Annotated in this window: 15 protein-coding genes; 8 read left to right on the forward strand and 7 right to left on the reverse strand. The window is 54.1% G+C overall.

Going from position 1 to position 16,822, the window contains the following annotated elements:
- Positions 1-79 precede the first annotated feature (79 nt).
- Entirely contained in the window at positions 80-1,105 is a 1,026-nt protein-coding gene (locus JF44_RS0116410; RefSeq protein WP_033070083.1) for a DctP family TRAP transporter solute-binding subunit, read from the reverse strand.
- 474 nt (positions 1,106-1,579) lie between these two features.
- On the opposite strand from JF44_RS0116410, the gene JF44_RS0116415 reads away from it, so the two are divergent.
- The 4 genes from JF44_RS0116415 to JF44_RS0116430 all read left to right on the forward strand — a co-directional run bounded on the left by JF44_RS0116415 (position 1,580) and on the right by JF44_RS0116430 (position 5,996).
- On the forward strand, positions 1,580-2,314 hold the full coding sequence (locus JF44_RS0116415; protein WP_033070592.1) for a Crp/Fnr family transcriptional regulator: 735 nt from the start codon (positions 1,580-1,582) through the stop codon (positions 2,312-2,314).
- Positions 2,298-3,656 carry an adenylate/guanylate cyclase domain-containing protein gene (locus JF44_RS0116420; protein ID WP_033070084.1) on the forward strand — a complete coding sequence of 453 codons (1,359 nt, stop codon included), beginning with the start codon at positions 2,298-2,300 and terminating at the stop codon, positions 3,654-3,656. The genes JF44_RS0116415 and JF44_RS0116420 overlap by 17 nt, the downstream gene beginning before the upstream one ends.
- 181 nt (positions 3,657-3,837) lie before the next feature.
- Positions 3,838-4,323 (forward strand): flagellar assembly protein FliW, encoded by a 486-nt coding sequence (gene fliW, locus JF44_RS0116425; RefSeq protein WP_033070085.1) that lies wholly within the window; start codon positions 3,838-3,840, stop codon positions 4,321-4,323.
- A 188-nt stretch (positions 4,324-4,511) separates the two neighbouring features.
- On the forward strand, positions 4,512-5,996 hold the full coding sequence (locus JF44_RS0116430) for a DUF4139 domain-containing protein (protein WP_033070086.1): 1,485 nt from the start codon (positions 4,512-4,514) through the stop codon (positions 5,994-5,996).
- Between the two features lie 99 nt (positions 5,997-6,095).
- Here JF44_RS0116430 and JF44_RS0116435 read toward each other — a convergent pair whose 3' ends face one another.
- The gene (locus tag JF44_RS0116435; protein WP_033070087.1) at positions 6,096-6,701 is read right to left on the reverse strand and encodes a hypothetical protein; all 606 of its coding nucleotides are present in this window, start codon (positions 6,699-6,701) and stop codon (positions 6,096-6,098) included.
- A gap of 448 nt (positions 6,702-7,149) precedes the next feature.
- Here JF44_RS0116435 and JF44_RS0116440 point away from each other — a divergent pair, with 448 nt between their 5' ends.
- Both JF44_RS0116440 and JF44_RS0116445 read left to right on the forward strand, forming a co-directional pair.
- Positions 7,150-7,725: a hypothetical protein gene (locus JF44_RS0116440; RefSeq protein ID WP_033070088.1), complete on the forward strand. Its 576-nt coding sequence runs from the start codon at positions 7,150-7,152 to the stop codon at positions 7,723-7,725.
- Between the two features lie 43 nt (positions 7,726-7,768).
- Positions 7,769-8,725 (forward strand): 2-hydroxyacid dehydrogenase, encoded by a 957-nt coding sequence (locus JF44_RS0116445; RefSeq protein WP_033070089.1) that lies wholly within the window; start codon positions 7,769-7,771, stop codon positions 8,723-8,725.
- A gap of 27 nt (positions 8,726-8,752) precedes the next feature.
- On the opposite strand, the gene JF44_RS0116450 is transcribed toward JF44_RS0116445, so the two are convergent.
- From JF44_RS0116450 to JF44_RS0116460, 3 genes are all read right to left on the reverse strand, one after another.
- Positions 8,753-9,316 (reverse strand): ATPase, encoded by a 564-nt coding sequence (locus tag JF44_RS0116450; protein WP_033070090.1) that lies wholly within the window; start codon positions 9,314-9,316, stop codon positions 8,753-8,755.
- Positions 9,313-9,753, reverse strand: a complete 441-nt coding sequence (locus tag JF44_RS0116455; RefSeq protein ID WP_162181420.1) for a TA system antitoxin ParD family protein — start codon at positions 9,751-9,753, stop codon at positions 9,313-9,315. Before JF44_RS0116455 ends, JF44_RS0116450 begins: the two co-directional genes overlap by 4 nt.
- Before the next feature lie 65 nt (positions 9,754-9,818).
- Complete coding sequence (locus JF44_RS0116460; protein WP_033070593.1) at positions 9,819-12,365, reverse strand: sensor histidine kinase; 2,547 nt, start codon at positions 12,363-12,365, stop codon at positions 9,819-9,821.
- A gap of 275 nt (positions 12,366-12,640) precedes the next feature.
- Between JF44_RS0116460 and JF44_RS0116470 the strand changes: the two genes are divergently transcribed.
- Both JF44_RS0116470 and JF44_RS0116475 read left to right on the forward strand, forming a co-directional pair.
- Positions 12,641-13,897, forward strand: coding sequence for an HD domain-containing protein (locus JF44_RS0116470; protein ID WP_033070093.1), 1,257 nt, complete (start codon positions 12,641-12,643; stop codon positions 13,895-13,897).
- A 157-nt stretch (positions 13,898-14,054) separates the two neighbouring features.
- On the forward strand, positions 14,055-14,990 hold the full coding sequence (locus tag JF44_RS0116475) for a DUF294 nucleotidyltransferase-like domain-containing protein (RefSeq protein WP_033070094.1): 936 nt from the start codon (positions 14,055-14,057) through the stop codon (positions 14,988-14,990).
- A 15-nt stretch (positions 14,991-15,005) separates the two neighbouring features.
- Here JF44_RS0116475 and JF44_RS0116480 read toward each other — a convergent pair whose 3' ends face one another.
- Both JF44_RS0116480 and ahcY read right to left on the reverse strand, forming a co-directional pair.
- Positions 15,006-15,389, reverse strand: coding sequence for a 5-carboxymethyl-2-hydroxymuconate Delta-isomerase (locus JF44_RS0116480; RefSeq protein WP_033070095.1), 384 nt, complete (start codon positions 15,387-15,389; stop codon positions 15,006-15,008).
- 114 nt (positions 15,390-15,503) lie between these two features.
- Positions 15,504-16,799 (reverse strand): adenosylhomocysteinase, encoded by a 1,296-nt coding sequence (ahcY, locus tag JF44_RS0116485; RefSeq protein ID WP_033070594.1) that lies wholly within the window; start codon positions 16,797-16,799, stop codon positions 15,504-15,506.
- Positions 16,800-16,822 lie beyond the last annotated feature (23 nt).

The following is a 16,822-nucleotide window of genomic DNA, read 5'->3' on the forward strand; positions in this document are numbered from 1 at the left end:
ATGCTTGTATTAAAGCACGGTGGCGGGAAAAAAGGGCAGGCCAGGCACAAGGAGGAGCGCCCAGCCTGCCAAGAACCAATTACATCGACGCTTCGGCTTCAGAAACGGCTGCCTGCAGTTTGTCAATCCACTCGGCATCAATCTGACCCGAAAGCCATTCGATAACCGCCGGCTGTGCCGCATCGCGGAATGCCTTAAGCTGTTCTGCGCTCGGCGTGGTGACTTCCATGCCTTCTTCAGCCAGCTTGGCAACGCCTTCGGCAGAATTGAACTGCTGGATCGACCGACCAACATTCGATGCAACACCCGCAGCGCGACGCAGAAGCGCCTGATCCGCACCCGAAAGGCTTTGATAGGTTGCTTCGTTGATCACGATGAAGTCGGTGCCATATACGTGACGGTCAAGCGTCAGGTATTTCTGCATTTCATAGAACTTGTTGGCATAAATCACACTGATCGGATTTTCCTGACCATCAACAGTACCAGTGGTCAATGCGGTCGGAACTTCCGGCCAGGGAATCGGGGTCGGCTCGCCCCCAAGGGCTTTGACCATTTCAACAAACAGCGGAACGGTCATGACACGGATTTTAAGACCTTCCATGTCCTTCGGTTCTGCCACCGCGCGCTGAGAGTTGGTGAAGTTACGGAAACCGGTTTCACCATACGCCAGGGTACGCAGCCCAGTTTTTTCCAGACAGTGTGCCGCGAGTTCATCCCCGAAATCACCATCAAGGACGCTCCAGGCGACGTTGGCATTGGGGAAAACATAAGGGATATCAAGTACGGCTGCTTCCGGGCAGACCTTCGAAAACGGTCCCGAAACCATCGACATGGCAAGCGTGCCATCCTGGGTGTTCTGCAGCAGATCGGTTTCACCGCCCAGCGCACCAGCCGGGAACAACCCGACCTCAATACGACCACCGGATTCTGCTTCAACAATATTTTTAAAGACCTGAGACGCTGCACCCTTTTTCGAGGTGGTCCACTCTGCCGGATCAACATGCGCAAAATTCAGGGTGACGTCAGCCGCCTGCGCGGAGAACCCAAATGACGCAGCAGCAATTGATACGGCACCGACCAGGGCACCTTTGGAAATCATCTTCATTACTTCCTCCCGATTGAACGAAATCCCGCGGACAGTGATTGCTTTGACAATCTTGTTCTTAAACAGCCCGAACCCGGAATTGGGACAATTTAAAAAATATAGGAGATTTTGTCAAACATTCTATGTTTTAGCCTTAAGTCGCAGTTTACCTGACATTCACGCCATGGTTTTACATATTCCGATCCCGGTTAATTGAGTTTTATGCTCCAAATTCATGCCTTAAACCGATCATCCAAACTGCATTGACTGGTGTAGATCGTTCAAAAATCCCAGAATTTGTTTGGGTGCCCGCCCCACCCACGATACAACCGCACAAGGGAAAGACAGACGGCGTTGCCCTGTTGGCTTTGCCCCACATCACGTGTAAAACAGCTTGCCGTAAAATAGGGTAATTGTGCTACTTTGGTCGTCAGGCCCTGAGGCTGTATCTTTCGATTCGCCCCCTGAAACGAAACCATTTTCAAAGTGAACCCGGTGAATAGTTTAAACGGTCCCAAATCGCCGCAACTTGCAAAAGTCGCTTCCCGCATTTTGGCAGGCAGCTTCCTGTTCGAGGATCTTGATCCCGAACTGCTTGAGCAGCTTTCAAATCAGGCGACCGTACGCAGGATCGAAGACGGTCAGTTGCTGTTTGAAAAAGGGGCACCTGCCGATGGCCTTTATGCGGTCGAGGCGGGCAAGGTTCGCATTTCTTCGGTATCGGAAACCGGCAAGGAGATCGTTTTGAACGTTCTCGCACCGGGGGCTGTATTTGGCGAGATCGCCCTTCTTGACGGCGAACCCCGTACGGCTACCGCACGGGCAGTCGGCCCGACCCGGACCCTGTTTATTTCGCGCGATGACTTCTTTGAAATCTTTGACCGCGAAGCCCCGCTGCGCCGCCATATCACCGCCCTTTTGTGCCGCCGTCTGCGCTGGGTCAGCGACCTTTTGGAAGACGCCAATTTCCTTGATCTGACAGCCCGTCTGATCAAACGGATTCTGTGGCTTGCCGAACGTCATGGCGGCCCGGACCCCGAAGGCATTCGTATTGCCCTGCCACTGTCGCAGCAGGAGCTTGGCCTGATGCTGGGCGTTACCCGCGAAGCGGTGAACAAAAAACTGCGCGAGCTGGAAAAACAGGGGATGATCACTAGGCGTGATGGCCGTTTGGTCATCAAGGACAGCGAAGGGCTGAAACAACTTCTTGCTGATGCCGTCAAAAACTGAGCCATCGGACTCCCTTTTTGAACGTCTTGTCGCCCGCGAGGAAAAACGCGGGCTGATCCTTGTTGCCTTCCTGCGTATTTGTCTGCTGGCCTTTATCCTTTTGTTGTTCAGCAAGCCCGATTCCCCCACTGGCAAGCTTTATACCCTGCTTGAAGTTCTCGCCTGGTTCATTCCCGGCGTGTTTGTGCAGCTGTTTGTCGCCTTTCGCGGGGATAAATCCTATTGGATGATCTATCTGCTGGCGGTGATTGATGCCGGGTTGATTGTCTATGTATCGGTCGTGCCCGATCCGCTGAACCCGCTGCTTGACCAACCGGCATGGCTGTACGGGTTTGTTGTGCGCGACCGCGGGGTGGTCTTCTCGATGATCATGATGGCAATCATCATCATGACTTTTTCCCCGCGCCTAATTTTGTGGTTTGGATTCTGGCTGTTTGTTTCATGGTGCGGGGCGATCTGGTGGTTAATGACCCGGCCCGGCGTCATCGTGTCCCAGCATTTTGGCGATGAATGGAACCCGACCCAGCAGGAAATTATTGATACCTATAACCTGCCCGAATTTGTTGATATCTCTGCCCTTGCCGAACAGGTCGTTATCGTCATTGTCTTTACGCTGGCCTGTGCGGTGATGGTCTCGCGGCTTCGGGTTCTGATCAACCAGTCGGCGGCATCCGAACGCGCACATGGCAATCTGGCGCGTTATTTCCCGACCGCGCTTGCCGATCAACTGGCCGATCGCGACGAACCGGTGCGGGTGGGCGAACGGCGCGAATGTGTCATTCTGTTTGCCGATGTCATCGGATTTTCACGCTTTGCCGAAAAACGCGACCCCCAGGAAGTCATGCGCTTCCTTAATCAGTTCCATCAAATTGCAACATCGCAAATCGGGGCCTATGGCGGGATTGTCGAAAAATATATTGGCGATGCCGTCATGGCGAGTTTCGCCGCCTTTGACGATCTCGATCGTCCTGCAACCCATGCCTTTTGTGCGGCTCAGGCCATCATTGCCCAAGTCGCGGAATGGCAAAGCCAGGAACCTGCCGATGGTGGCAAACCGCTTGAAATCGGTGTCGGGCTGAACTTTGGCCCTGCGGTTGTTGGCGATATCGGCCAACGCGAGGCCATGACATCGGCCGTGATCGGGGCCAGCGTCAATCTGGCCGCCCGCCTTGAAAAAGCCACCCGCGAGCTTGGCAGTGATACGGTCATGAGCACAAATTTCGCCGCCAAACTCCATGACGAATGCCCCGTTGCCGCCCCGGTTCTTCTGGCCCGCTACAAGCAGACACAAACCATTCAGGTCAAAGGATTTAGCGAACCGGTTGGGGTTTTGTTTAATTAAAGTATGTTGCCTTTATCTGCCCCATTTTGCCGGAGATAAAGGCAACATACTTTAACATCTGCTAAAGGAAGCGGTGGTAAAATCGCTCTTCGCCTGCCAAGCCCTTGAAACTTGGGCATAGAAGCCCAAAATGATTTTACATTCTTGGTGCGGCGTACACATTGTTCAGCAGGAGGACGCGATGGAGACCACGTCAGGCTCAACCCCAACGGCTACGGATGCCGTCCCGTCCGCTGTAAAGCTGACCACATTGTTTGGCGAACGTGAATTTGCCTGGGACAAGGCGATCTATTTCCCTGCCGGGCTCAAAGGTTTTCCCGATCACAATGTCTTTGCCCTTGCCAGCTTCCCGGGCGAAGAAGGAAACGCCTTTCTTTTGATGCAATGCCTGACCGAACCGGAACTGGCCTTTATCATCGCGCCCTATAACCTGCAAAGCAAAACGATCCAGCCGGACCATCTTGAACAGGCCTTTCGCATCCATGGCATCGGAAAGGATGACGGTGCGGTTCTTTTGATCGTTACCCTGCACAAGCCTGATGACGGCCCGGCCAGCATGTCGGTCAATCTGCGCGCCCCGATTATCCTTGATACGGCGCGACAGGCTGCTTTCCAGCATCATCTGCCCGAAGCGGGTGGCTATTCCTTCCATCATGATCTGGGCTAGCGGCCAGGGTTAAAACTCAGCGACCATAACCATCCAATCGGTGAACGCACCGTGCATTTACATGCGCGGTCGGTGCGCAATGGTGCCCTTGAAATCGTCCCGACATGTCCTTGATCCTGCCATCTTTTCACGCAAAGGTAGCATCGAGAATACTTATGTAATTACACCCATCACGTAGGGGATCGGGAATGTCTGCAGCGTTGCGTAATCGTTTTGCACTGGCCGCCTTGTTGGGATCAACCGTCTTTTTCGGACCGGATATCCATACCGCCCAGGCCCAAACAGAAGCCGAAAATACCAGAACCACCACCCCGTCCATCGCGATACCGGCCAGCAATCGTACCAAGCTGCAACTCACCGTTTATCCCGGCAATCTTTCGCTGATTGCCGAACAACGCAACGCCACCATCCCCGAAGGACAAAATCTTTTGCGGATCGGCGGATTGCCGCAAACGATTATGGATGAATCGTTCCTGCTGGGCACATCGATGGACAGCGATCTTGTCTGGACGTCTATACGCAACCGCGTCAACGGCAAAGACTCAATCGATAGCTTGCTGCGCGATCAGGTTGGCAAAACCGTAACCATCCGACGCGGCGACGACTTGATTGGTGGGACACTTCTGGCGGTGAGCCATATCGCCCTTGTGCAGACCGATCTTGGCGTTGAACAGGTGCCCCTTGATCAGGTGATCGTTGCCGATCTGCCCGATGGATTTACTGCTGCGCCAACGCTTGATGCCGATATTGCCACCACAGATCCGCTTGATCACGTGTCGATGGCCTATCTTCTGGGCGGTATTGGCTGGAACACATCTTATGTCGCCTATTACAACAGTGCGGAAAACAGCCTCAACCTTGCGGCCATCGCCAAGGTGATCAATGCATCGGGCAGTGATTTTGACGATGCCCAGTTGCGCCTTGTCGCGGGGGATCCCAATCGCGTTTCACAGCCGCCGATGGTCAAGTCCGCACGCACCGAAATGATGATGTCGGCGATGGCCGATGGTGCGGCATCGGCGGCAGAAGCCCCCGGTCGGGAAAGCTTTGAAAACCTGCATGTCTATGGCCCATTTGGTGGTCTGTCGATGAAGGATGGCGATACGGTCATTGTGCCGTTGATGGATGCGCAAACCCTTACGGCCGAACGCCACGCCATCTTTGAAGCCGCAAGCAACCCTTACAATATGGGGCAAAATGGCGGACAGGGTTTCATCCGCCCAAATCTTGAGATCAAGATCACCAATACCGGCGGCGCAGATGAAGAAACTCCATGGCCTGATGGTACTGTGCGCATCTTTGCCAACACACCGGCCGGCGACACCGGGTATTTGTCCGAGGACCATATTTCGCTTACCCCGGTCGGGCGCGATGCCACGCTTCGTCTGGGCAAGGCTAGCGAGCTTTCCGGCACCCGCGACGTCACCGCCTTTTCGCGCAAGTCCCGCCCGAACCTGCCCGATGAAGTCACCGCAGACGTTTCATGGACCATCACCAACACAAGCGATCGCGCAGAAACCGTCACCATCCGCGAAAACCTGCCCACCGACTGGGAAGTCACATCCCAAAGTCATAAACATGATCGTCCAGAGCCCGGACTGGTCACCTGGGAAATCGAAGTCCCGGCTGATGACGAAGTCACCGTAAACTGGTCTGTTGCCAGCACGCGCTGATCTGCCCAACTGAATTGAACAACCATGACGGCCACAGGAGTTTTCCCGTGGCCGTTTTGCGTTCTGTTCAACGCAGGCCATTTTTCAGGTATCTCAGGGCTACGTGCGTGAACTGTAAAACGCCTTGGCCAAGGGTAACAAAATGCTGGCATCGGGCAGTTGGTCGGTGACAGAGCACAATTCGGCGTAAATGCAAATCAGTTTGGTCAGAAGCACAAAGGCATCCTGATTGCGTTGTCCGGCGAATTTGCCAAGAACTTCGATCCCTTCACATGCCGCATCGCGCGCCAGATCGCACTTGCCCGCGCCACGTAATGCCAACACCAGTGCCGCCAATGAATAGCCAAGATCAAGTCGTTCCTGATCATCCTTGCGCCCGATACAATTGCGCAACCGGTCCCACCGCAACTGTACGGCCTGACTGGCGGCATCAACCGCCCAATCCCATTGCTTGGCTTCGATCTCCAATGCGGCGCGATTGTTTAAGCTTAAGGCAAGCCCGGCCAGTGCTGCGTCACGTGCGGTTGGCAGAAATTGGGAAAAAATTGCATCCGCGGCATCAAACAGCGTCAAGGCATATGCGCGTTCATGATGGGTTTGATTGCTGGCCATTTCCAGATACAGGCGCGCAACCGCAAGCGAATTGGGATCGGTCTGTTCAAGATAGGACAAGCGCAACGCATATTCGTCCGAATTGTCCGTCATCCTGATCCCGCCACCTCTTTTCATGCCACAGGCCCGATTGGCCGCGTGTAGAAAAGACGTTTGAAAAGGTCATCTTGTGAACGACCTGCAATCAGGGATAAGCTAAGTGACTGTTGCCCAAAGACAGCCAGACACATCTTGATACGCGGTTGTCTGATTTGTCCCGCAGCCCTGAAAAATCCCCGGGTTTAAACGCATTCCCACCACCACCCCGGCAACTGATATGAGAGAAAAAGCAAGGAAAAGCGCGCCAAGTCGGGGCATCCCCGGTCACGGAATTTGACGCAAAGGCTTTCTCTCATATCCGTTGTCCTTTGGATCATCCGGATCTGCAGGAGCTATTTTTTCGCAAAATCTTGAAAGATATCGATCTTCCTGCGATTTTGCTTTGCCTATCGGTACAAATCCGGGCGACCGGGGCGATCATGTGAATAAGTTTGGACCCTAAATGAGCACTTCGACCCAAACCCTGCGCGCCCTATACGGCACATGGCGACTTGCACGTGCCGACGCACAAGGTCTTGAATTTTTTGACTTCTCTATCAACGGGTTCTGGCGCTCGTTTCTGGCGGCGGTCATTGTTTTTCCGGCCTTTGCCTTTTTGCGCTGGCACGATCTGTTTGACGCGCCTGACGATTTCCCCGCCATGCGCTATATGGTGGTTGAGGTCATTTCCTATGTCATCAAATGGGTTGCCTTCCCGCTGATCATGTTTCACGTCCTGCCCATGCTGGGGCGGGCGGAACGCTATATCAACTTTATCGTCGTGTATAACTGGGCCAGCGTGCTGCAGATGGGGCTTTATCTTGCGGCCCTTATGCTTGGTGTGCTGTTCCCGTCCCTTGGTGCCGGGGGATTTGTGTTTATCGCGATCATCGCGACGCTGGTATATGGCGTCTATATCGCCAAGCTGACACTTGATGTGCCAATCCCTACGGCGGGGGCGATTGTCATGGCTGATTTCCTGCTGTCGATGGTGATCACATCGATTGGTATCCGCCTTGCCGTCGGACAGCTATTCTAATTCTATCAATAAGAAAACCATCCTCATCAGGGAGAAACACACAATGAAACCCGTGCTTGCCGTAACCCGCCGACTGCCCGATGCCGTCGCGAAACGCGCCGAAGAAAGCTATGATGTTCGCCGTCAGGAAACCGACGATCCCCTGACACGTGCTGAAATTCTGGCACTGTGCCACGGGGCGGATGCCGCCCTTGTCTCGGTCGGCGATCCGATTGATGCCGAGTTCTTTGACAAGCTGGCAGACAGCGTGAAAATCGTTGCCACCTTCTCGGTCGGGACCGATCACATTGATCTGGAAGCCGCCAGGAAAAAGGGGGTCATCATTGGCAATACGCCGGGTGTTCTGACCGATGCCACCGCTGATATTGCCTGGCTTTTGATCCTTGGTGCCGCAAGGCGCGCCAGCGAAGGCGAAGCACAGGTTCGCAACGCCACCTGGTCAAGCTGGCGTCCGACCCATCTGATGGGCACACAAGTCACCGGCAAGAAACTTGGCATCATTGGCATGGGCCGGATTGGTCAGGCCGTTGCCAAGCGCGCACGTGGCTTTGATATGGATATCCATTATTACAATCGCCGCCAATTGCCCGCCGATCAGGAACTGGGCGCGACCTATCACGACAGCATCGATGCCCTTCTGCCGCATTGCGATTTCCTGTCGCTTCATTGCCCCTCGACGCCGGAAACACGCGGCATGGTCAATGCAGATTTCATTTCCAAGCTGCCTGATGGTGCCATCATCGTGAACACCGCGCGCGGGGATGTGGTCAATGACCATGATCTGATTGCGGCGCTTAAATCGGGCAAGCTGACCTCGGCCGGGCTGGATGTGTATGCCGGTGAACCCAATATCGAACCAGCCTATCGCGACCTGCCCAACACGTTCTTGCTGCCGCATCTGGGATCGGCCACGGTCGAAACCCGCAACGCCATGGGTTTCCGTGCGCTTGATAACATCGATGCCTTTATCGCCGGCAAGGACGTGCCGTTTACGGTATAATTCTGAGCTCAGAGGCTTTGTCGCAAATCACAAAAGACCGCGCACCCAGTCTGGTAAAGGATCAATGTGCGCGGTTATTACGCCCTGCCTGATCGTCAAAACTTCCTGAAACGGCGTGTCCAGACTAGCGTTATCAAGCACCCGAACGTCATCACAGAGCGGGATCGCTTTTTTCACGTTGTTTAAAGTACGCGGAATACGGGTTTTGACCTTGTCGCTCGGAACATTATGCCCGCCCTCTTCCACCCGCTGTCGAATTCGGGCCAGGTTCAGACCGGTGGACCCGACATGGATAACAATCAGGACAATCTCATATCCTTTTGCTTTTGCACGGGCGAGAAAATCAATCTTGGATGGGTGTGAAAATACCGTTTCATAACAGAAACTTGTACCCTGCTGTATATGCCTCTCGCGCATCATTTCCGCCAAGCGGGCAGCTTCATAGCTGTTACCCTCCGGATCTTGAGGGAAGACTTCCCTTGCGATCAGGTCAGCACTGATAAATGGCAATCCGTGTTGTTTCAGGATGGTTTCATAGAAGGTTGTTTTTCCCGAGCCGTTCCCACCGACCAGGACCCAAAGCTGCTTCATGGGTGCGCAATGACTTTAAAACTGCCATCAACGAACTCACCTATTTCAACATTGCCATCGGGTGAAACGCGTTCAAGCATACCGGGATGGCTTTTTGACGCCTGAAAGCGGACATTTCCATCGGAAATTTTCCCGGACAAGTTCCCGCCTTCCCGGTCACGCTTCAAGCCGGCGAAAACATCATCCACGTTTATTTCCGCTGGTTTCACCTGCTCAACCGAGAGTGCCGCAAATCCTGCCTTAACGGCCAAAATCACTTCAGGGTTCAGGATATGCGATACCTTTTGCCCCAGGTCGGCCCAATATTCGATCTGTTCTGCGCTACTGCGATGCGATAGTGCACCGGTTGCTTTGGCAGCCTCCATAAGGCCGCGTTCCAGTCGAATAGGAGAAGATGCTTTGCTCAAGGTTTTAAACCTCCTGCCAAAACGAGACATCAATCTGTAGCAATCTGCTACAATATACCTCATATACGCTGGAAGTTCAAATCACCGGGATCAATCTATCCCAAATCGCTTTCCTCGCCCGCAGGCAGGATGCAGGCGATTTCGCGGCCATCGCGGCTAATCTTGACCCGACCCCCATGAATTTCGACCACGGCACGCACCATCGCCATGCCAAGAGCACGGCGGGCTGACGGGTTTTCACCATCGCGCAGGCCTTCAAACAGCATCGGTTGCGGCGCTTCGTCCGAGAGCGAGATCGAAATTTCGATATCCTCGCCGCGTCGGCGCGCAACCACGGAAACTTCGCTGCCTTCGGGGGCGGTGCGCAACACATTGGTCACAAGAATGAACAATGCCTGTTTCAAGCGCCGTTCATCGGCCACCATCCAGCCAATGTTACGCGAACAATAAAGGCGCAGCGACACATTAAGTTCCGCCAAACGTGCCCGTGTCAGGGCCTCAAGCGAGCGCAGCAAACGTCTTGGATCAACCGTATCCAGCTCAAGTGCGACCTGCCCCGACCCAAGGGTCGCCAGATCGCGCATGTCATCAACAAGGGCCAGCATGCTTTGTGCTTCGGTGCGGATGGTTTCAACTGATCGTGCGACATTCCCGGTCAGATGCGGGATCAACCGGTCTGATTCGCCATTGATATGATCCAGCGGCTTGGTCAGTTCGCGCGATACCGTCGAAATGAAGTCCGACTTCATCTGGTCAGCAGTACGCAAGGCCTCGTTACGTTCACGAAGGGCACGTTCCACCCGGATGGTATCGGTCACATCGATATAGGACATCATCACCGCCCCGTCGGGCAGCGGCACAATGGCAAAATCAACAATCGAATTATCAGCGCGTTCCAACCGGCCATTCATCGGTTCATGGTTGGTGATGCGTGCGACCATGCGGCTTTTGAATTTGTCCCAATCATCCCGTTCGCGCCAGAAATCCTTGGATTTCTCGACCACATCGCCCAGGTGCGGCGCAACATCAAGGAAGGTTGATTCCAGCCCCCACAAATCGGCAAAACCATGGTTATAAAGGCGCAAACGCCCATCGCCACTGATGACCCCCACCGCTTCATGCAGGCTTTCAAGCGTTTCGCGCTGAACAGCGATCAGGGTATTATAGGAACTTTCAAGCACCAACTTGTCCGTGACGTCTTCATAGACAAACATCAAACCGCCAAACGGATGGGGCGAAATAAAGCGCCTTAGCGTCATGCCGTTTGGCAGATGCATCAGGTCTTCTTCGGGCTTCAAAAGATCGGTGAAACGCTGATTTTCAGTATTGCGGAACTGGGTGAAGTCGGTGACTTCCGGCAGTTTGCGTTCATCGCGCAATCTTCGGAGGACATCATCATGGGTCGGCTCCGTCCACAGCCATTCATCATCAAGATCCCAAAGCTTGGTGAAGGCGGTGTTAAAGAAAATAAGCCCCTTGTCCCCGCCATACACCGCAATCGCCGTGCCCAGATTTTCAAGCACCTCGGCATGGGCGCGAATATGGCGCGAAAGATCAGACTGCAATTCTTCGACCGGGGTGCAATCGATGGCAAACCCGATCAGGCCATCGGGTTCATCAATGTTTCTTGATGGCATCTCGGTGATGCGCAGCAATTTGCGATCCCCGCGAATGACCACATGGAAATCACGTGTCAGACTTTCGCCATTGCGCTGAACCGATGCCGCGAGCGAACGCCCATGATCGGGGATCACCCCGGCACCAATTTCGGATTGGCTCGCCAGCGCATCTTCGATGCTGTCATGCTCAACCGCATCGGCATAGGCCGCGTTACAGTCAATCAGGCGAAGATCCCCGTCACGGCGCCAGACCGGGAAGGGCAAACTATCAAGCAACAGGCGCAAACCCGAAACTTCGTGTTTAAGCGCCTGAACATCGCCAAACTGATGTTCGCGTTCACGCGAATGGCGGGTTTCATCATGGAACCACAGGCCATGCGCCAAAACTTCCGATGACCGGCCCTTGCGTGCGGTAATGCCCACCACATGGAATTTGCGCTCGTCAAGGGTGGTGACCCAAAGTTCAAACCGGTCGTGGCTGGTTTTAAGGTTGCGCACACGTTCTTTCAGTGCATCGGCATCTTCATCACGCAACAAATCAAGCAGATCGGGAAAACGCCCATCCTGGCCAAGCTGGAACGCCCGCTTGAGCGACGGGCTGGCGCCTTCGGCGAATCCCTGATGGCTCCAGTAATACACCGGGTCAGGGCCGGCAAACAGCAACTGCGTGAAAAGCTCGGTCTCGCCAGCCAGTTCGTGTTCGTGGTCTTCGACTTCTTCGAGATGACGGCGCATCCGCAACGACAATCGCCAGCCGACCCAACCGGCAATCGCCGCCCCGCCCACAGCCGCCAGACCAACCACCAGCCAGTCACGATCACTCAAGCCCGCAAGACTTCCAAAAATGGTTGCGCCGATTCCATCGGCGGCAGGCGCATTTGCGCCATCTGACACAGAATTTTGCGGATCGGTGACACGGAATTTTTCCTGAGCAGTTGCCTCAACGGACAGAACCAGCCCGGCAAGCATGATGCCTGTGCGCTGCCAAAGCGCAGAAAGCGACAATTTGGGCGATTGGTGCAAAAATGCCCTCACCTGTTTTTGTGCCCCACCCTGTTTGGAAGCTTGCTCGAATGCTTGCCGTGTCACGTGTTGTTAACCGTTTGTGTTTATGAGCTATTATTATGGTGAAAACGATGCCCTTTTACCACCGTTTCGCATCATTGCGGCAACAGCCTTGTCTGATGGCGCATTTCATCGAAAAGCCATGTGGAAAAACCGCAATGACACAGCCGGGAAATCCGTTTATGTCTGCGGAACCGACATTCTTAACAGATCAAACGTATTCATAATTCAATATGAGCCCTAAACCGCAGCTAGACCTTTTTGCACCGCGCGCGGCGGCCAAGCCATCCGCACCACAAAAGGACTCTGCCACGCTCAAGGCGGCCGCAAAACCGGCCCCGGAAATCGGTGATCTGTTTGATACCAATTTCAATGCCGATGACATTGCAGAATGGGAACTGCTGTTTCGCGATGTGCCGCAGTATAACTATCATTTCAAACGCGCCCAGATTGCCTCGGCCTTTGACCGGCCGCTGCATAAAAAGCTGATCGCATCACCTGCGTTTGAACGGTTGCGCGAAATCTCGTTCCTTGGGGCCATTGACTATCTGTTCCATCCCAATGGACGCCCAGCCAATATCCGTCATTCGCGCTATGACCACACCATTGGTGTGGCCCTGCTGTCGCAACGCTATTGCCGTTTGATGGGGTTATCCGATGCCGATTGCGATTTGCTGGGTGCGGCTGCCCTGTTGCACGATATCGGCCATGGGCCATTTTCCCATACGCTGGAACCGGAATTTGCCCGGCGGTTTAACCTGAACCACCACCAACTCACCGAAAAAATCATCACTGGCGAAGTCGAACTTGATTTGTCGGTCAATCATCTTCTGGTCAAACATGGCGTCGATCCGGATGAAGTGATTGCGCTTTTGTCAAAAAAATCCGACCACCCACACGCCAGCCTGTTTTCCGGCCCGGTCAATATCGACACGCTTGAAGGCATCAGCCGCACCAAGACATATGTCCATCCCAACCATGTGCATTGTCATCCGCGCCTGTTGCTTGAAGCTGCGGTCAAACTGGACGCTGAATCGCTTAAACGTCTTGATAAGTTCTGGCAGCTTAAGGAAGACATCTATCGCAATTTCATCTTTGGTCCGATGTGCTTTGCCACGGATCATCTGTGCCGCGAGTTCGTTGTCAAAAACGCGCCGGACTTTGCCGCAAATGACTTCCTTCTGACGGAAAAGGCGTTTTTAAACAGCCACCCGGCGTTCAAGAAATTCCTGCACAGCCTTAAAAACCGTATTGAACTGGACGGGGTTGCAGATGCCGTTGACCATCAAATCAGTGCATCGGCCAGCACCCTTGATCTGCACGAAGCAAAGGTCCCGCGCCGCGAATTTCACATCAACACCGATGTCGACGTGCGCTGTTTTGCCGATCTGTCAAAACGCTATTACGAGGAAAAACACTCGTTCCTGCGGCGTGTCGGCAGCCTGACCGACCCGGCCCAACAGGCCGCAGCAGCCAGCCTGTTTGACTGACCATATCCGTCTGAACATCGTCCAACTTCGGTCAGAATGGCCTCAAAGCGCGGATTCTCGCGATACTCAACCAGAGCCTGATAAACGCCCTTTTAATCTTTAAGCTATAGGGAATGACAGATCCACTAACGAGTCGCACGAAGGAACCATTCCGATCTTGTTACCGCAAACCATCGCAACCAATCAGCATTACTCTGCTACCCGTCTGGCCGAGATGCGCGACGCATTGGGCAAAAGCCTGTCGGGCGATACTTTTTGCGTGGTGGTCACCGGGTCCTATGGGCGGCACGAAGCATCTGATCAATCTGATCTTGATTACTTCATCATTGGCCGCGAAGCCGAACGCAGCCAGGCCCCCCACGAACAGGTCGCCGACATCCTTGGCAAGATGGTCACCAAGAAACCGGCAGTTAACGGCCCGTTTTCGTCCTATGTCACCGCCGAAGAACTGGTTAATCGCATTGGTCTTGATGGCGATACCAATTCGATCACCACGCGCCGATTGCTGTTTTTGCTGGAATGTGAATGGCTTTATAACGAGGCGGGCAAACGCAAATTCTTTGATGACCTGATTGCCAACTACGTCACAAGTTCGGTCACACGCGATTCCATCGCGCGTTTTCTGGTCAATGACGTGATCCGCTATTACCGCACCATCAGCGTTGATTTCGAAATCAAAACCCGCGAAGGCGATGCCAGCAAGGCCTGGGCACCCCGGCGACTGAAACTGGTTTTCTCACGCAAGATGCTTTATTTCGGCGGCATTATTGCAGCGGCCGAAACAGCAGGCCGTGATTACGCCGGAAAACGAGAAAAATTATCCGAACTTTTGCAGTTGCCACCGATCACGCGTCTGCAAACCGTGTTTGGGGCAAAAAGTGCGGCTGCGCTTGAGCTTTATGACCGTTTCCTGCGTGAACTTTCTGACCCGGATGTACGTGCACGCCTTGACGGGGTCGGTCCACATGATCGCAATGATGCCGAACTCCGCTCGCTTCTCGATGCGGGCAAGGGTTTCTCGCGCGAACTGATCACGCTTTTGAATGACCGTTACGGTCCCGATCATCCGATCCACGAAGCGCTTTTGATGTAACGGCCAAGCCGCCGTTTATCGCCGCGATCCGGGGCTTTTGGTCACATGTTTGTGGTAGTGCCGCCGATCAAGGTCGCGGACCTCAACCGTAAACTGCACTTCATAATCGCCAACCAGCCATTCCAGCCGATCACACAAAGCCGCAAGGGCTGCTTCACCCGTTGCAAATTTCACCGCATCCATCCGCCCTGACAAGAGGCGGATATCAAGATGGACCATGGCGTGATGATCACCGCCATCGGCAATCACAACATTTTCAAGCGGCGATATCCGGGTCTTGAAGGTGTCGAGATCCGCATCGGCTTCGCGCGCGATGACGTAATGCAGATCAACCGCCAGCTTGGACAATTCATCCTTGATCGGCAGGTTGGCGGAATATTCAATTTCAAGCTGGGGCATGGAACGATCCGATTGGTTGCAGCGCGCTGGTTTTATCAGCAAATCGGAAAATTGGCACAAAAAAAGCCGGCCCGCGCAAACGGACCGGCTTTAATGCACATCGGCAGATGCCAATTAGTAGCGGTAGTGATCCGGCTTGAACGGACCAGCCTGCGGAACGCCGATGTATTCGGCCTGTTCGGACGAAAGCTGGGTGAGTTTCACGCCAAGACGTTCCAGATGCAGGGCTGCAACTTTCTCGTCAAGGTGTTTGGGCAGGACATAAACTTCGTTTTTGTAGTTGGCGAAGTTTTTCCACAGTTCGATCTGTGCCAGCACCTGGTTGGTGAAGGATGCCGACATCACGAAGCTCGGGTGGCCGGTTGCGCAACCAAGGTTCACAAGGCGACCTTCGGCCAGAACGATCAGACGTTTGCCATCCGGGAATTCGACTTCGTCGACCTGCGGCTTGACGTTGTCCCACTTGTAGTTCTTAAGCGAGCCAATCTGGATTTCGGAATCGAAGTGACCGATGTTGCAAACAATGGCACGGTCTTTCATCGCACGCATGTGGTCAATCGTGATGATGTCGATGTTGCCCGTGGTGGTAACGAAAATGTCGCCAACCGGTGCTGCGTCTTCCATGGTGGTGACTTCGTAACCTTCCATCGCGGCCTGCAGGGCGCAGATCGGATCGATTTCGGTCACAAGAACACGGGCACCCTGGCTGCGCATGGAGGCAGCCGACCCTTTGCCAACGTCACCGAAACCGGCAACAACGGCGATTTTACCGGCAACCATCACGTCGGTTGCGCGCTTGATGCCATCAACAAGGCTTTCGCGGCAGCCATACAGGTTGTCGAATTTCGACTTGGTGACCGAGTCATTGACGTTGATCGCCGGAACCTTAAGCGTGCCTTTTTTCGCCATTTCATACAGGCGGTGCACACCGGTGGTGGTTTCTTCTGACAGACCTTTGATGTCGTCGAGAAGTTCCGGATATTTTTCGTGGATCAGCTGGGTAACGTCGCCGCCATCATCAAGGATCAGGTTCGGCTTCCAGCCGTTCGGACCGGAAATGGTCTGCTCGATGCACCACCAGAATTCTTCCTCGGTCTCGCCTTTCCAGGCAAAGACAGGAACACCGGTTTCGGCAATGGCCGCAGCAGCCTGATCCTGGGTCGAGAAGATGTTGCATGAAGACCAGCGAACTTCCGCACCAAGTGCCGTCAGCGTTTCAATCAGAACTGCGGTCTGAATGGTCATGTGCAGGCAACCAACGATGCGTGCACCTGCAAGCGGCTTTGCCGCACCATATTCGTCGCGCAGCGCCATCAGGCCCGGCATTTCGGTTTCGGCAATCGCGATTTCCTTGCGGCCCCAAGCGGCCAGCGAGATGTCAGCGACCTTGTAATCGGTAAAGTTCGACATGTCGTCTCCAATCAAACAGGAAT

Origin of the sequence: Thalassospira australica (assembly GCF_000763295.1) — a bacterium.
GTDB lineage: Bacteria > Pseudomonadota > Alphaproteobacteria > Rhodospirillales > Thalassospiraceae > Thalassospira > Thalassospira australica.

What these genes read in the sequence shown, in the direction of transcription:
- JF44_RS0116480 (WP_033070095.1), bottom strand. Translation starts at nt 15,389, where the DNA reads ATGCCCCAGCTTGAAATTGAATATTCCGCCAACCTGCCGATCAAGGAT.
- JF44_RS0116430 (WP_033070086.1), top strand. Translation starts at nt 4,512, where the DNA reads ATGTCTGCAGCGTTGCGTAATCGTTTTGCACTGGCCGCCTTGTTGGGA.
- JF44_RS0116410 (WP_033070083.1), bottom strand. Translation starts at nt 1,105, where the DNA reads ATGAAGATGATTTCCAAAGGTGCCCTGGTCGGTGCCGTATCAATTGCT.
- JF44_RS0116450 (WP_033070090.1), bottom strand. Translation starts at nt 9,316, where the DNA reads ATGAAGCAGCTTTGGGTCCTGGTCGGTGGGAACGGCTCGGGAAAAACA.
- fliW (WP_033070085.1), top strand. Translation starts at nt 3,838, where the DNA reads ATGGAGACCACGTCAGGCTCAACCCCAACGGCTACGGATGCCGTCCCG.
- JF44_RS0116445 (WP_033070089.1), top strand. Translation starts at nt 7,769, where the DNA reads ATGAAACCCGTGCTTGCCGTAACCCGCCGACTGCCCGATGCCGTCGCG.
- JF44_RS0116420 (WP_033070084.1), top strand. Translation starts at nt 2,298, where the DNA reads ATGCCGTCAAAAACTGAGCCATCGGACTCCCTTTTTGAACGTCTTGTC.
- JF44_RS0116455 (WP_162181420.1), bottom strand. Translation starts at nt 9,753, where the DNA reads ATGTCTCGTTTTGGCAGGAGGTTTAAAACCTTGAGCAAAGCATCTTCT.
- JF44_RS0116470 (WP_033070093.1), top strand. Translation starts at nt 12,641, where the DNA reads ATGAGCCCTAAACCGCAGCTAGACCTTTTTGCACCGCGCGCGGCGGCC.
- JF44_RS0116440 (WP_033070088.1), top strand. Translation starts at nt 7,150, where the DNA reads ATGAGCACTTCGACCCAAACCCTGCGCGCCCTATACGGCACATGGCGA.
- JF44_RS0116435 (WP_033070087.1), bottom strand. Translation starts at nt 6,701, where the DNA reads ATGACGGACAATTCGGACGAATATGCGTTGCGCTTGTCCTATCTTGAA.
- ahcY (WP_033070594.1), bottom strand. Translation starts at nt 16,799, where the DNA reads ATGTCGAACTTTACCGATTACAAGGTCGCTGACATCTCGCTGGCCGCT.